This is a genomic window from Enterobacter sp. T2 (assembly GCF_010692925.1).
GTDB classification, from domain to species: domain Bacteria; phylum Pseudomonadota; class Gammaproteobacteria; order Enterobacterales; family Enterobacteriaceae; genus Enterobacter; species Enterobacter kobei.
In genome coordinates this window covers 574,501-588,609 of record NZ_CP048736.1, presented here as the reverse complement: position 1 = coordinate 588,609, position 14,109 = coordinate 574,501, and the positions used below count along the sequence as shown (strand labels likewise).

Genomic DNA, 14,109 nt, shown 5'->3' with positions numbered 1-14,109 from the left:
GAAAACCGTGCCGCACTACTCGTCGAAGTACCAGTACCCCTGGTTAATCAGCCCGGTGAGCTCTTCAACAAACGCCGGGTTTTTCAGCGCATCGCCCAGCTCGGCCTGGCCGAGTTCGGTGTAGCGGCACAGCGCATCCGCGGCCTTCGCATCCACCGTCTCAAGCTGTTCGCTGTTAACGAAGAAGCTGCCGTTAATATTCAGCACGCGCAGGCCGCTCAGGCGAGACAGCGTTTCGCCGCCCTGAAGCGCATCCAGCACCTCTTCCGGCACATACGGTGGCTCGGCGGCGGCAATATCCAGCTCGTGGCGCGGCGTCGAGACAAAGCTGCCGAACCATTTTGTGAAATCATCCGGCTTGCTGATCATCTCGATCATCATCTGACGAATGCGATCGAGCTCGTACTGCTCCACGCGGCCCGGGTGTTCACGACAGGTCAGATCCGGATCGCTATAGTGCTCGCCGCCCAGATCGTTTTCCAGCGCGTAATCGGCGAAGCTGCTGATAAGATCGCGACCGTTCGGCCCGCGGAAACCGACGGAATAGTTAAGCGCCGTTTCGTGGGTAAAGCCGTCGTGCGGGAATCCTGGTGGAATGTAGAGGATATCGCCCGGCGCAAGATCTTCGTCGATGATCGGCTCAAACGGATCGACATGCAGCAGTGCCGGATGCGGGCAGAACTGACGCATCGGCAGCTTGTCCCCCACGCGCCAGCGGCGGCTGCCCATCCCCTGAATGATAAACACATCGTACTGATCGATATGCGGACCCACGCCGCCGCCCGGCACGGAGAAGGAGATCATCAGATCGTCCAGTCGCCAGTCCGGCAGAACGCGGAACGGACGCACCAGTTCCGCCGCGGGCATATGCCAGTGGTTCACCGCCTGCGCCAGCAGCGACCAGCCCGTTTCGCCCAGATCGTCAAAGTGTTCAAACGGACCATTACTGGCCTGCCATTTGCCGTTAGCGTGGCTCACCAGACGACTGTCAACTTCCGGCTCCATCGCCAGACCTGCCAGCTCGTCCGGGGTAATCGGATCGACAAAATTCGGGAAGGCATTTTTCAGCACTACGGGTTGTTTTTGCCAGTATTTTTCGAGAAATTCCGGCCAGTTCAGGTTCAGTTGATACGCCATGGGTAGCACCAGTGAGAGGGGAAACAGGCGCGATTATAGGGGAGACGGTGGAGGGGGAACTTGTCATGGGTCAAACCAGCTCGCGTAGGTCGGGTAAGGCATAGCCGTCACCCGACGCAATACGGCGCTAAAACTTAGTCCAGCTTCAGTTCGTCATAGTGGGTAATCAGCTTGCCCACGATGCCGTAGTCCAGCGCTTCTGCCGGCGACATCCAGAAGTTGCGGTCGGTGTCTTTTTTCACTTTCTCCAGCGGCTGGCCGGTGGCGTCAGCGATCAGCTTGTTCACGCGATCCAGCATGCGGATGATCTCGCGCGCTTCGATCTCAATATCCGTTGCCTGACCGCGCACGCCGCCCAGCGGCTGGTGGATCATAAAGCGGGTATTAGGCAGGGAATAACGGTGCTCTTTTTTCGCCGCCAGGAAGATGGTAATCCCCGCGCTCGCCACCCAACCGGTACCGATGACGTGCACTTCCGGACGGATGAATTTGATAAAGTCGTGGATGGTGTCACCCGCTTCCACGTGGCCGCCCTGGCTGTTGATATACAGCTTGATCGGATCGTTGCTGACGCTTTGCAGCAGGATCATCTGGGTGATCACCTTCTGCGCCAGCTCCTGGTTGATCTCCCCGGAGATCACAATCGAACGGGATTCCAGCAGTTTTTGCTGCAGAGCGCCCGCGCCGTTTGACCCTTCCGCCTTATCCTTGTCGCTTTCTTTCAGTGTGTAGAGCATTGTTGTTTCCTCAGCTTGTCGCGCTCAAAACCAGAGTGTAGCCTGTTTTACGGGGTAAAGTCCTCAGAGACAGATCGCGAGAACGATGATGAAACGTGCGCAGGCAAACGGCACGCCAGTCGACAACCGTTCGCTATACTTCCTCTTCATACGGTTATCATATTGTTAAATGATAATGATATTTAATGTGTTAAGATGAAAGCCAGCAGAAACAGTCTCTTACGTGACGGGACGTGTATATTTTCTCGACAGTTAACTCAGCACCGGGGCAGTGAATGGAACACATTGTGTATGTGGTTGACGACGATGACGCGGTCAGGCAGTCCGTTCTCGGCCTGCTGGAATCAGCGGATTTAGACGCCATGGGGTTTTCATCAGCAGAGGCGTTTCTTCAGCACCGTTTTGAGGATCTGCCCTCGTGTGTGATCCTCGATATGCAAATGCCCGCCATTTCAGGTTTTGACGTAGCGGACGCCCTCAAGGACAGCGGGCGCGACATCCCGATTATTTTTCTCACCGGCCACGGCACTATCCCGATGTCGGTGCGCGCCATTAAAGGCGGCGCGTACGAATTTCTCACCAAGCCCGTTGAATCCACCGCGCTGATCGACGCCATTCAGTCTGCGCTTCAGCTGGCGGAAAACAACGCCGTGCGCAACAAAGAGCACTACGCCCTGAAGCAGCGCCACATGTCCCTTACGCCACGGGAACATGAGGTGTTAACACTGGCGATAAGCGGGATGCTGAACAAGCAAATTGCCGCCGAGCTTGGCGTCAGCGAGATCACGGTGAAAGTGCATCGCCGTCGCGTAATGGAAAAAATGCAGGTGCGCTCCGTGGCGGAGCTGGTCAGGGCCGTTGAGCGCCTGACCCACAGCCAGCCTTCGGATTAACTACTCCCCTGTCTGTCCGGCAAGCGGTAACACAAACGCAAACACCGTGCCGTGTGGCTCCCGGCGGCGCGCGCTCAGTTTTCCTCTGTGTCGCTCAATGATGCTGGCGCTGATGGTCAGCCCCATCCCCATTCCCTGCGCCTTGGTGGAATAGAACGAGTCAAAAATCTTCTCCAGCCGCTCGGGCTGAATGCCGCTGCCGGTATCGGCGATCTCGACGATAACGTTCCCGTCGGCGTTGACGGTGCTGAGGGTGATGATGCAGGGGCGATCGTTAACCTCCGCCATGGCCTCAACGGCGTTCATCACCAGATTCAGCAGCACCTGCTGGATCTGCACGCTGTCCCCGGTGATAAAGCTGTCACCGGCGTTTAACAGATAATCCACGCTGATGTGTCTCTGCTCCAGCTCGCTGCGGGAAAGGGTAATAATGTGGTGGATCAGATAGTGGAGATCGATACGCGCGAAGGTCGGATCCTGCTTGCGCGTCAGGGACTGAATGCTGCGGATGATCTCCCCCGCCCGGGCGCCTTCCGCGGCGATCTCCTCCAGCCCTTCCCGCACTTTATCCAGCCGGGCGGGTTCACGGTTAAGCCAGCGCAGGCTTGCCCCGGCGTTAGAGACGATCGACATCAGCGGCTGGTTGATCTCGTGGGCGATGGAAGAGGTTAACTGACCGACCGTGGTGGCACGCGACACCCGCGCCAGTTCCGCCTGCGCCACCCGCATGGCATCCTCCGCGGCGCGCTGACTGGTGATATCGGTAATGATGCCGTAATACTCGTTCACCTCACTGCCCACGCCCACCGGATCGCCAATCCCGAGGATATAGCGCGTGGAACCGTCGGTACGCTTAATACGAAATTCCGCGCGCATAGAGAGCCCCTCGCGCACGCTCTGGGTGACGATGGCGCTGATGCGGGCGTAATCATCCTCATGGACGAAGGTCAAAAACTCCGCCATGGAGATCATCTTTTGCTGCTCGGGCAGGCCGAGAATACGGGCGTACTCTTCGGACATAAACATCAGATCCTGCTCCAGCTCCCAGCGCCAGCTCCCGGTGTGGCTGATCTGCTCACCCAGCATCAGCGAGTTCTGGCTGGCGCGCAGCTCTTTTTCCACGCGTCGGCGCTGGATGTTCTCCGCCAGCAGTTCGGCGTACAGCCGCGCCGTCTCCAGAGAGACCGCAGCCTGCGCCCCCAGCAGGCTCACCACGCGAGAGTGCTCGGCGGTGAAGACCTCCGGCATCAGGCGGTTTTCCAGATAGAGCACCCCCACCAGCCGCGCCTGTTTGAACATCGGAACGCACATCACGGCCGCCCCCGAGGTCACCAGGTAGGGATCCTGGCTGAAGGGATGGAACTCCTCCGGTTTACCGGTACGGATCTCCTGTCCGGTGCGGATCACCGCCGCCAGCACCGACAGCGGCATGTCGGTCGCTACCGGTACGTCCTTCAGGATCCGCACCCGCACGCCCTCGGTGCTGGTCCACGCGCTGGCTTCGATCTCCGGAATCAGGTTATCGCTCACGCGAAGCAGCAGGCCGCGCTGCGCCCCGGCACGTTCGAGCAGCAGCGTCATCAGGTTTTCGATAAGCCGCTCAAGGTTGATCTCTTCCGACAGGGCACGTGAGGCCTTGATCACGCTCTGCAGATCGCGGATCACTTCATTCTGGGCAAACGCCACCGTGTCATAGGCGCTGGCCTGTCCGGAGGCCAGCAGATGCGGGAAATCCTGCTCCAGCTGGCGCACCTTAGCCTGTGCCCCGGCACGGCCCCAGGCGGCAATGGCGCCGCGAAAATGCGCATCTGACGCGGTCGGGTAACCGCAGGACAGCGCAAAGCGACCCGCCAGCTCGTGCGCCAGGGCGTTAATCGGATTAAAGCCGCCCTCGCGTGACAGCCGGACCGCTTTCTCATACTGCTCAAGCGCAATGCTGTTCATGCCGTCCAGACGCACGATTTCGGCGTAAATCAGCGCTTCTTTATCCGCAAACGTCCCCGGATTAATGCGCGCCCAGAGGGCAATTTTGTCGTAGTGAGCGTGAATACTGCGTCGATGATTCGCCGAGAACGTCTCCGGCGTTAGCTGGCGGGAAAGCGCCAGGGCGCTGTAGAGATGGTAATCCAGCAGATGGATGTGGCCAGGCGCAGACCACGCGTACCAGCCCGCCATCTCAAGATCCGCCTGCGCATCGGCAAATTCGCCGCAGGTAAAGTGCGCCATACCGCGATAGAGCCAGTACCAGAACAGCATGGTCGACGTCTGTTCCGGAGCCTGCTCTGGCGAAGCAGGCAGCAGCGCCTCCGGCAGCACCTGCGAGGCGGTCCAGGTGCCGATCACCGGCGTGCGTAAAAACTCCACGTAGCCACGCTGAACCATCAAAATGGTCTCAACGTCCTGGAAGTGGGTTTTCCGCACAAAGGCCAGGCCGCGATCGATGCTGGTCAGCACCCCGTCGAGATGATCGCCCCGAGAGAGGAAGTTAATGGCCTGGTGGCAGGCCGCGAAGCAGGCCATCGTCATATCACCGTGGGTTACCGCCGCGGTGAAGCAGGCTTTTGCGCACTCAATGGTGAACGACAGCGGCTGAGTCCAGACGCTGAGCTGATCGAGCGGCAGCAGGGTTTTCGCTTCATACGCATCATAGCCGTGGCGATTGACCAGCTCGCGGGCCAGCGTGCCGTAATGGAACCCGAGGCGATACTCGGCATAGCGGTGGCCGATCAACACGCCAAACCAAGCCATCGCCGTGGTGGAGGCGCCGGTGATGCCGTGGTCGAGGGTCAGGTGCATCATGCGGCAGAGCAGCAAAAAGTGCAGACGCGGACAGATGAAGCTGGCGCAAATGCTGGCGCTGTAGAGCAGGTTCATTACCGCTTCCGTTTCCGGATTTTCCATCCGCGAGAGCTGGGCATAGCGGCTTTGCGGCGCGTCGCCCGTGCGGTTACAGAAGTCTTTCCAGGCAGCATCGCAGTCGGCATCTTCCGGATGGCGGCCGATCTGAATACCAAAAATACCCAGCCAGCAGAGCGCCGCCTCCAGCGCCAGACGGCTATCCGACTGGCGAATATAGACTTCCACCAGCAGGTTGGCCGCCAGCGCTTTTTCGGTCAGCCCGCCGGGGCAGCCCAGGATCGCATCGCACAGCTCACGGGTCCGCTCCAGATGGCCGAGCGCAAACTCGCAGCCCGCCTCTTCAATATCCAGCACAAAGTCTGACACCACCCCGGCATTGCCCAGCGCTCTCGCCGTCTGGATGTAGCTCAGTGCCGAAAGATAATCGCCCGTGCGTTTCGCCCGGCGCGCGGCCAGCAGGCTCAGCTCGCGGAACATCTGCCGCTGCGGAGCGGGCTGGATACTGTCCAGTGCGGCCGTAACATGGTGAACGGCGCGGAAAAGCAGTTCGTTTCCCGCAGCCTGCCGCGCGGCATCGGCCAGCAGGCTGGCGGTGGTCAGATGAAGGTGGCTTTTCTCATGCGGATCCAGCAGCGCGAAGGCGGCTTCCTGCACCCTGTCGTGGGTGAAGGCGTACTCTTTTTCCGTCAGCACGATGAGCTGCGCCATGACCGCCGGATGGAGCGCATAGCGCATTTCCGCCATCGACATGCCGACAACGCGGCATATCATCTCCATCTCGCCCTTGCCGCCGATGCAGGCAAAACTCCCCAGCAGGCGACGCGTCTCGTCGGGCAACTCTTCGAGCTGCTCCAGCACCAGGGTGACGACGTTTTCGGTGTAATGCCGGGCGCGGATCGCCTGCAGATCGTAGTGCCACTTATCCTGATATTTGTTATGCACCACCAGCCCGTCATCGACAATGCGGCGGAAAAACTCATGCACAAAGAGCGGGTTGCCCCCGGTTTTTTCATGGATCAGCGTGGCGAGGTCAGACGTCGCCGTGCTGCGGGTTCGAAACAGCGTCGCCAGCCAGCGCGCTACCGCTTTCACGGACAGCGCCTGAGGGACAATTTCGCTCGCGTTTAGCGCCGCTTCCGGAAGACTCGTCAGCAGCGCTTGTAAAGTGGCATCGGATAACGAACAGATATCCCGGTGAGCAACAACCACCAGCAGCGGGATTGCCCCGCTGTTCACCAGCAGGTATTTGAGCGTATGCAGGCTGGCGGCGTCGCTCCACTGAAGATCGTCAAGCACCAGCACCAGCGGGCAGCCCTGAGAGGCAAAGGTTTTGACCAGCGCCAGCACCATATGGCTGAAGCGCGCCCGGGCATCAATGGAAAACGTATCCGGCGAGAAGCGCGGTTTGCTCTCAAGCAGCAGCCCGAGTTCAGGCACGAGACTGACGGCGAGCGCCTCGTGGCCCTCCAGCGCGCGCGAGAGACGGATTTTCCACTTCGCCACGTCGTCTGCGGGCAGCCCCAGCAGGTGCAACGTCAGGGTGCGAAACGCGGAACTTAGCACGCCGTAAGGCAGTGACGGCGAAAACTGGTCCATCTTGCCTACCGCCAGCAGCACCGTACGCTGCTGCAGCGTTTTAAGCGCCGTCGCGATGATCGAGGATTTCCCGATCCCTGACGGTCCGCCGATCGTCACCAGCTCTGGCACCCGGCTCTGCCCGACCCGCTCAAACGCGGCAATGACGTCATTCGCCTGCGGATGCGTCGCGAACAGGGAATCCGCCAGATGGATCGCCGGGGTGCGATCCTGCTGACCGGGAGTAAAGGGGGCGATCTCGCCCTCACCGGTCAACGTTGCCTGGCAGCGTCGCAGGTCGGCAATCAGCCCGTCCACCGTCTGATAGCGGTTATCAGGATGCTTTTCCAGCAGCTTGAGGAGGATGGTCGAGAGCATTCCCGGCACGTCCGGGCGTATCACGTCCGGGGCCAGCGGCTCCGAGGCAATATGGTAGTGTGCCCAGTTGGTCTGATCGTCCGCGCCCAGTTCAAACGGCAGGCGTCCGGTCAGAAGTTCATACAGCACCATGCCGAGGCTGTAGAGATCGCTGCGGCTGTCGACGGGGCGACGGGTGCGGGTGGTATGTTCCGGCGACATCCAGGCGGGGGTACCGCCTGAAACGGTAAGACGGGTCTGCGAGAAGGCATCGGAAAAACGGCAGGAGAGACCAAAGCTGCCCAGACGGCAGGTGGCATCGTGATAAACAAAAATACTGCCGGGTTTGATATCGCCGTGGATCAGGTTTTGCAGATGCATCTGGCGCAGGGGGGCGCAGATCTGGATCGCCAGCTCGATAAAGCGCGCAATCCCGGAGATCGCCCTGCCCGCGCGTCGCGCCAGCAGCTCAAACGAAAACGGGGCGTAAACCAGCGCGAAACGCCCCCGATACTGGGTAGAGGCGACGGCGCGAATGGCCCAGCTGTCCTGGAGCACGTCGCGCAGCGCAAACTCGTTTTTCAGCAGCCGGGTGGCCCGCTCTTCCTCTTCGTCACTCACCGCGGTGGCAATGATGAAGGAGCCGCCGGAATGGGGATGACGTGCGTTCATCCAGGCGATGCCGCCCTCCTGCGCCAGCACGGTAAAAATCACATCCTCTTTAAGGACAAAAACCCGCCCCTGATGAAGATTTCCCTGGGCGGGCCAGAATGCAGGCTGCTCGTTTTCGTTCATCCGCGATCCTTATTGTCGGCGGGCCAGCTCCCGCTGAATATGATCCAGCAGAATATCGATGTTAATCGGCTTACGCAAAAATGCAGCGGCGCCCAGACTGAGGGCGTACCGCTGCATATTTTCATCAGCATGACCGGAGATAAAGAGTACAGGGGGTGGCGGTACGGCCAGCAGCCGCAGCTTGTCGAACAGCTCAAGGCCGCTCATGCCTCGCAGCTTGATATCGGTGATCACCAGCGCCGCGCCGGACAGCGCGAGAGGATGGCTCAGGAACCCCTCAGCCGAATCAAACGTATCGGTCGAATACCCTTCCGACTCCAGGAGATTACTCAACCCGCTGCGGACGGAACGTTCGTCATCAATGATGGCAATGCGCCACGGCAGCGTCATGCGGTCTTTCCTCTCACAAATCATTAAACGTCGCGCGTGTCCTTCGCGGGCGCCGGGGGCGCCGTGCCGCTGATTTTCGGTACGCATTCGTGACGAAACCAGGCGAGGGTCAGCGGTTCGCGACTCATTAAGCGCCGTCCCACCGGGATGAGCTGTTCCCCCACCAGCATGCCAAACAGGCCAAGCAGGGCGACAACCGGCGGTGCCGGCGAATGGACGTCGAGCAGAGCGTAAATTACCCCAGCTACTACGCCGCACACCAGCGAAATAATCCATGCTTTCATGACGATGCTCCTGTCTGCGGTGCTGCCGGAACGGTGACCTGAGCAGGCGCACTGTCGCGGGATAACAGATGCCGCGTCGCCTGTTCACCCGCCAGCATCCCCAGCAGGCCAATCAACGCCAGCGCGGGCGGCGCGGGGGAGCGCACCTTCAGCACGGCATACATCAGGCCAATCAACCCGCCTGCCGCAAGGGATATCAGCCCAGTACTCATTGTGAACTCCAGAGAAAAAAGCAGCGGCGAGCCGGATGAGGGACCAGCCCGCCGACAGGGCTTAGCGAGCCGGGACCGGCGCTAAGGTGCGGTGCTCGCTCTTCTGGCGAGATGGCGCTTTGTGCACCATGGTGTAGGCGTAATCGACGCCCATGCCGTACGCGCCGGAGTGCTCGCGCACGATATCCATTACCGCGGTGTAGGTCTCTTTACGCGCCCAGTCGCGCTGCCACTCCAGCATGACCTGCTGCCAGGTCACCGGGATCACGCCCGCCTGGATCATGCGCTGCATCGCGAAGTCGTGGGCTTCTTTTGACGTGCCGCCGGAGGCATCCGCCACCATGTAAATTTCATAATCGCCTTCCAGCATCGCGCACAGGGCAAAGCTGTTGTTGCACACTTCGGTCCACAGACCTGCTACCACGACTTTCTTCTTGCCGTTGGCCTTCAGCGCGTCACGCACTTTCTGGTCGTCCCAGGAGTTCATGGAGGTACGCTCCAGAATGTCCTGGCCCGGGAACACGTCCAGCAGTTCCGGATAGGTGTTACCGGAAAAGCTTTCGGTCTCTACGGTGGTGATGATGGTCGGGATATTGAAGACTTTCGCCGCTTTCGCCAGCGCCACGGTGTTATTTTTCAGCACCTGGCGGTCAATAGACTGCACGCCAAACGCCATCTGTGGCTGGTGATCGATAAAGATTATCTGACAGTTCGCAGGGGTTAACACTTCGAGCTTTGAAGAGGTCATAGCATTTTCCAGTGGTTAAGGGTGAAATCGCCGTGAGCGCACGGCGATAAAGTCACGCTCATCCTGCGGTTTATCGCCCCTGGGCGTAATTATCTCTTCGTATAGTTAACCTTAGGTATAGTTATACTTTGGTATACCTATCCTATTGTATAACTGGATCTTTGCCGAAACCGGTTCCCATAATCCTGACCATTCCCCTCTCAGTCAGGAGCAGTTATGGTTACCCTCGGTAAAGCCGATCTCATTCTGGTTAATGGCCAGTTTCATACCGTCGATCGCGAGAACCCCATCGCGGAAGCCGTTGCCGTGCGCGATGGAAAATTTCTGGAAGTGGGTACCGTCACTGAGGTGATGCAACATCACTGCGACGGTACGAAAGTGGTCGATTTGAAAGGCCACACCGCCATCCCCGGGCTGAACGATTCACACCTGCACCTCATTCGCGGCGGGCTGAACTACAACCTCGAGCTGCGCTGGGAAGGCGTGCCGTCGCTGGCCGATGCCCTGCGGATGCTGAAAGAACAGGCTCTGCGCACGCCGTCGCCGCAGTGGGTACGCGTGGTGGGCGGCTGGACCGAGTTCCAGTTTGCCGAACGCCGCATGCCGACGCTGGACGAGATCAACGCCGCCGCCCCGGACACCCCGGTTTTCATCCTGCACCTCTATGACCGCGCCCTGCTCAACCGCGCCGCGCTGAAGGTGGTCGGCTATACCAAAGACACGCCGAACCCGCCGGGCGGCGAGATCCAGCGTGACGCCAACGGCAACCCAACCGGGATGCTGATTGCGCGCCCGAACGCCATGATCCTCTACGCCACGCTGGCCAAAGGACCGAAGCTGCCGCTGGAGCAGCAGGTTAACTCCACCCGTCAGTTCATGCGCGAGCTGAACCGTCTGGGGCTGACCAGCGCCATCGACGCGGGCGGCGGCTTCCAGAACTACCCGGAAGATTACGAGGTGATTGCCGAGCTGCACGAGAAAAAGCAGATGACCATCCGCATCGCCTACAACCTGTTTACCCAGCGTCCGGGCCACGAGCTGGAGGACTTTGAGAAATGGACCGACATGCTCACGCCGGGTCAGGGCAGCGACTTCTTCCGCCATAACGGCGCGGGCGAGATGCTGGTCTTCTCCGCCGCCGATTTTGAAGATTTCCTCGAACCCCGCCCGGATCTCGCGCCGGGCATGGAGGACGAGCTGGAGCGCGTGGTGCGCCATCTGGTGGAGCACCGCTGGCCGTTCCGCCTGCACGCCACCTATAACGAATCCATCAGCCGCATGCTGGACGTCTTCGAGAAGGTGAACCGCGACATTCCGTTCACCGGCCTGCACTGGTTCTTTGACCACGCGGAAACCGTCACCCAGGCCAACATCGACCGCATCAAAGCGCTCGGGGGCGGCATTGCCGTACAGCACCGTATGGCCTTCCAGGGCGAGTACTTTGCCGAACGTTACGGTATCGAAGCCACCCGCCATACACCGCCGGTGGCGAAAATGCTGGAGACCGGCGTACCGGTGGGCTTAGGTACGGACGCCACCCGCGTGGCGAGCTACAACCCGTGGACCGCGCTCTACTGGCTGGTCTCCGGCCGCACCGTCGGCGGGATGCAGATGTACGACCACAGCGCCCGTCTGGATCGCGATACCGCCCTGATGCTCTGGACCCAGGGCAGCGCGTGGTTCTCCAGCGAGCAGAATCAGAAGGGGCAGATCAAGGTCGGCCAGCTCGCCGACCTGGCCGTACTCAGCAAAGACTACTTCCGCGTGCCGGAAGAGGAGATCAAGGGCATCGAGTCCGTCCTGACGGTGGTCAACGGCGATATCGTCTACGCGGCAGGCACCTTTGGCCCGCTCGCGCCGCCCGCCATTCCGGTTCTGCCCGACTGGTCCCCGGTCGTGAAAGTACCGGGCCACTACCGCAGCGCACCGCCGCAGGCCGCACGCGTGGGCATGAGCGCCGTTCACCACTGCAGCGGCCCGTGCGGGGTTCACAGCCACCAGCATGATTTTGCCCGCACGTCAGAAATGCCTGTGTCCGACGATAACGCTTTCTGGGGGGCGCTGGGCTGCAGCTGCTTTGCATTCTGATGAAAAACACGCTTGCTCCGCCCCGGGTTGACCTGGGGCTGTTCTTCCTGCGCCTGACCGGCAGCCTGCTGCTGCTGTACGTGCACGGCCTGCCAAAGGTACTGCACTTCAGTGAAGAGCTGACGCGCATTGAAGATCCGTTCGGCTTCGGGCCCTATGCCAGCCTGATCCCGGCCATCGTCGCCGAGGTAATTTGCCCGCTGTTTATCATTGCGGGCGTGTATACCCGCCTGGCGTGCCTGCCGATTATCGCCGTGCTGCTGGTGGCCATGCTGGCGGTGCACCCGAACTGGTCGATTGCCGAAGGGCAGTTTGGCTGGCTGTTGCTGATTATCTTTACCACCCTTGCCCTCACCGGCCCGGGCCAGTGGCGATTGCAGCGTAAGGCAGCGGAGAGGTTCGCATGACCCAGGTTAACGACGTTCGCGATGCACACGTCGAGACGACGCACACATCAACGGTTTCGCCCTGGCAGCCGCTAAGCCAGCCGGTGTTCAGGATGCTGTGGATCGCCACGGTGGTCTCTAACGTCGGCTCATGGATGAGCGATGTCGGCATCAACTGGAGCATGCTGACCCTGAGCGCCGATCCGCTGGACATCGCGCTGGTGCAGGCGGCCAGCAGCCTGCCGATGTTCCTCTTCGCCCTGCCGTCCGGGGTAATGGCGGATATCGTCGACCGACGTAAATACCTGCTCTTCTCCCAGCTGTGGGTGTTTATCGCCGCCGCCGGGCTGACGGTGCTCTCCTTCACCGGACACGTCACTCCCGCCGTTCTGCTGGTGGCGACATTTCTGCTGAGCGTCGGCGCGGCAATGAGCTCGCCGCCGTTTCAGGCCGTGGTGCCGGACCTGGTGAGCAAGCCCGAGCTGGGTGCCGCCGTGGCGCTGAACTCGCTCGGGGTAAACATCAGCCGGGCGATTGGTCCCGCGCTGGGTGGTTTTCTGCTGTCGCTCGCCGGGCCGTGGATGGTGTTTGCCCTGAACGCGCTGTCCGTGGTCGGCGTGGCGTGGGTGCTGTGGCGCTGGCGTCAGGCCCCGACCGTGCAGCGTTTGCCGCCGGAGCATTTCTTCTCGGCGGTGCGATCCGGCATTCGCTACGTGCACGCCGCGCCGGTGCTGCGCAACGTGCTGGTGCGCACCGTGGCCTTCTTCGTTTTCGGCAGCGCGGGCTGGGCGTTACTGCCGCTGGTGGCGCGCCGCGAGCTGGGCTTAGGCCCGGCGGGCTACGGCGTAATGCTGGCGTGCATTGGCCTGGGGGCGATTGCCGGTGCGATTCTGCTGCCGCGCCTGCGCCAGCGGCTGAATGCCGACCGCCTGATGGTGGCCGCCAGCCTGACCTTTGCCCTCACCATGCTGGCGCTGGCGTTTGTGCGCCACGTCTGGCTGCTTAACCTGTTTGAGTTTTTCACTGGCTTCGCGTGGATTGCGGTGCTCTCCACCCTCAATCTCGGTGCGCAGCGCAGCGCCGCCCGCTGGGTGAAGGCCCGCGCGCTGGCGGTGTATCTGACGGTGTTCTTCGGCTCGATGACCGCAGGCAGCGCACTCTGGGGGCAGATCGCCTCCCGGTTCGGTACCCCAACCTCGCTGGTTGTCGCCACGCTGGGGATGGTGCTGGCGAGCGCGACGGTGTTCCGCTGGAAGCTGGAGAAAGATCCGGACCTGAACCTCGACCTGAGCGGTCAGCCGCTGGACGGCGTGGAGATTGACCTGCCAAACGAACGCGGCCCGGTGCTGGTCTCGCACGAGTACCTCATCGACCCGCAACACGCCAAAGCCTTCCTGGAGGCGGTCCACGAGCTGCGCCGGGTGCGCCGCCGCGCCGGGGCGATGAGCTGGGCGGTGTATGAAGATATCGAGCGCCCCGGTCTGTTTATCGAGACCTTCCTGATGGGCTCGTGGATTGAGCATCTGCGGCAGCAGGAGCGCCACACCATGAATGACCTCCTGCTGCAGAGCCGCGTTCTGGCTTTTCATCAGGGCACAACCTCACCGGCTATTCGCTACCTGGTCGCGCCGGTATAACCATAACCATC

Annotated in this window: 11 protein-coding genes; 4 read left to right on the top strand and 7 right to left on the bottom strand. The window is 61.0% G+C overall.

The genetic code is table 11. From position 1 onward, the window contains the following. Positions 1-15: 15 nt before the first annotated feature. Positions 16-1,137 carry a ribosomal protein uL16 3-hydroxylase gene (locus G0034_RS02775; protein WP_014882388.1) on the bottom strand — a complete coding sequence of 374 codons (1,122 nt, stop codon included), beginning with the start codon at positions 1,135-1,137 and terminating at the stop codon, positions 16-18. 134 nt (positions 1,138-1,271) lie between these two features. After that, complete coding sequence (locus G0034_RS02770; RefSeq protein ID WP_014882387.1) at positions 1,272-1,874, bottom strand: ATP-dependent Clp protease proteolytic subunit; 603 nt, start codon at positions 1,872-1,874, stop codon at positions 1,272-1,274. A 275-nt stretch (positions 1,875-2,149) separates the two neighbouring features. On the opposite strand from G0034_RS02770, the gene G0034_RS02765 reads away from it, so the two are divergent. After that, positions 2,150-2,767, top strand: a complete 618-nt coding sequence (locus G0034_RS02765; RefSeq protein WP_023338979.1) for a response regulator transcription factor — start codon at positions 2,150-2,152, stop codon at positions 2,765-2,767. Here the strand turns inward: G0034_RS02765 and G0034_RS02760 are convergent, their stop codons facing one another. From G0034_RS02760 to G0034_RS02740, 5 genes are all read right to left on the bottom strand, one after another. Next, entirely contained in the window at positions 2,768-8,353 is a 5,586-nt protein-coding gene (locus G0034_RS02760; protein WP_179120495.1) for a trifunctional serine/threonine-protein kinase/ATP-binding protein/sensor histidine kinase, read from the bottom strand. It abuts the gene before it with no gap. A 9-nt stretch (positions 8,354-8,362) separates the two neighbouring features. Continuing rightward, positions 8,363-8,743 (bottom strand): response regulator transcription factor, encoded by a 381-nt coding sequence (locus tag G0034_RS02755; protein WP_014882384.1) that lies wholly within the window; start codon positions 8,741-8,743, stop codon positions 8,363-8,365. Positions 8,744-8,766: 23 nt separating this feature from the next. After that, positions 8,767-9,027 carry a XapX domain-containing protein gene (locus G0034_RS02750; protein ID WP_014882383.1) on the bottom strand — a complete coding sequence of 87 codons (261 nt, stop codon included), beginning with the start codon at positions 9,025-9,027 and terminating at the stop codon, positions 8,767-8,769. After that, positions 9,024-9,239 (bottom strand): DUF1427 family protein, encoded by a 216-nt coding sequence (locus G0034_RS02745; protein ID WP_179120494.1) that lies wholly within the window; start codon positions 9,237-9,239, stop codon positions 9,024-9,026. The genes G0034_RS02750 and G0034_RS02745 overlap by 4 nt, the downstream gene beginning before the upstream one ends. Positions 9,240-9,300: 61 nt before the next feature. Then, a complete protein-coding gene (locus G0034_RS02740) occupies positions 9,301-9,987 on the bottom strand; it encodes a hydrolase (protein ID WP_023331928.1) in 687 nt (228 codons plus the stop codon). 216 nt (positions 9,988-10,203) lie between these two features. On the opposite strand from G0034_RS02740, the gene G0034_RS02735 reads away from it, so the two are divergent. From G0034_RS02735 to G0034_RS02725, 3 genes are read left to right on the top strand one after another with little or no spacing between them, the layout of a single operon-like run. Next, positions 10,204-12,075, top strand: a complete 1,872-nt coding sequence (locus tag G0034_RS02735) for an amidohydrolase (RefSeq protein ID WP_179120493.1) — start codon at positions 10,204-10,206, stop codon at positions 12,073-12,075. Then, positions 12,075-12,482, top strand: a complete 408-nt coding sequence (locus G0034_RS02730) for a DoxX family protein (RefSeq protein WP_014882379.1) — start codon at positions 12,075-12,077, stop codon at positions 12,480-12,482. Before G0034_RS02735 ends, G0034_RS02730 begins: the two co-directional genes overlap by 1 nt. Continuing rightward, positions 12,479-14,098 carry an MFS transporter gene (locus tag G0034_RS02725; RefSeq protein ID WP_023331926.1) on the top strand — a complete coding sequence of 540 codons (1,620 nt, stop codon included), beginning with the start codon at positions 12,479-12,481 and terminating at the stop codon, positions 14,096-14,098. The genes G0034_RS02730 and G0034_RS02725 overlap by 4 nt, the downstream gene beginning before the upstream one ends. Positions 14,099-14,109: the final 11 nt, after the last annotated feature.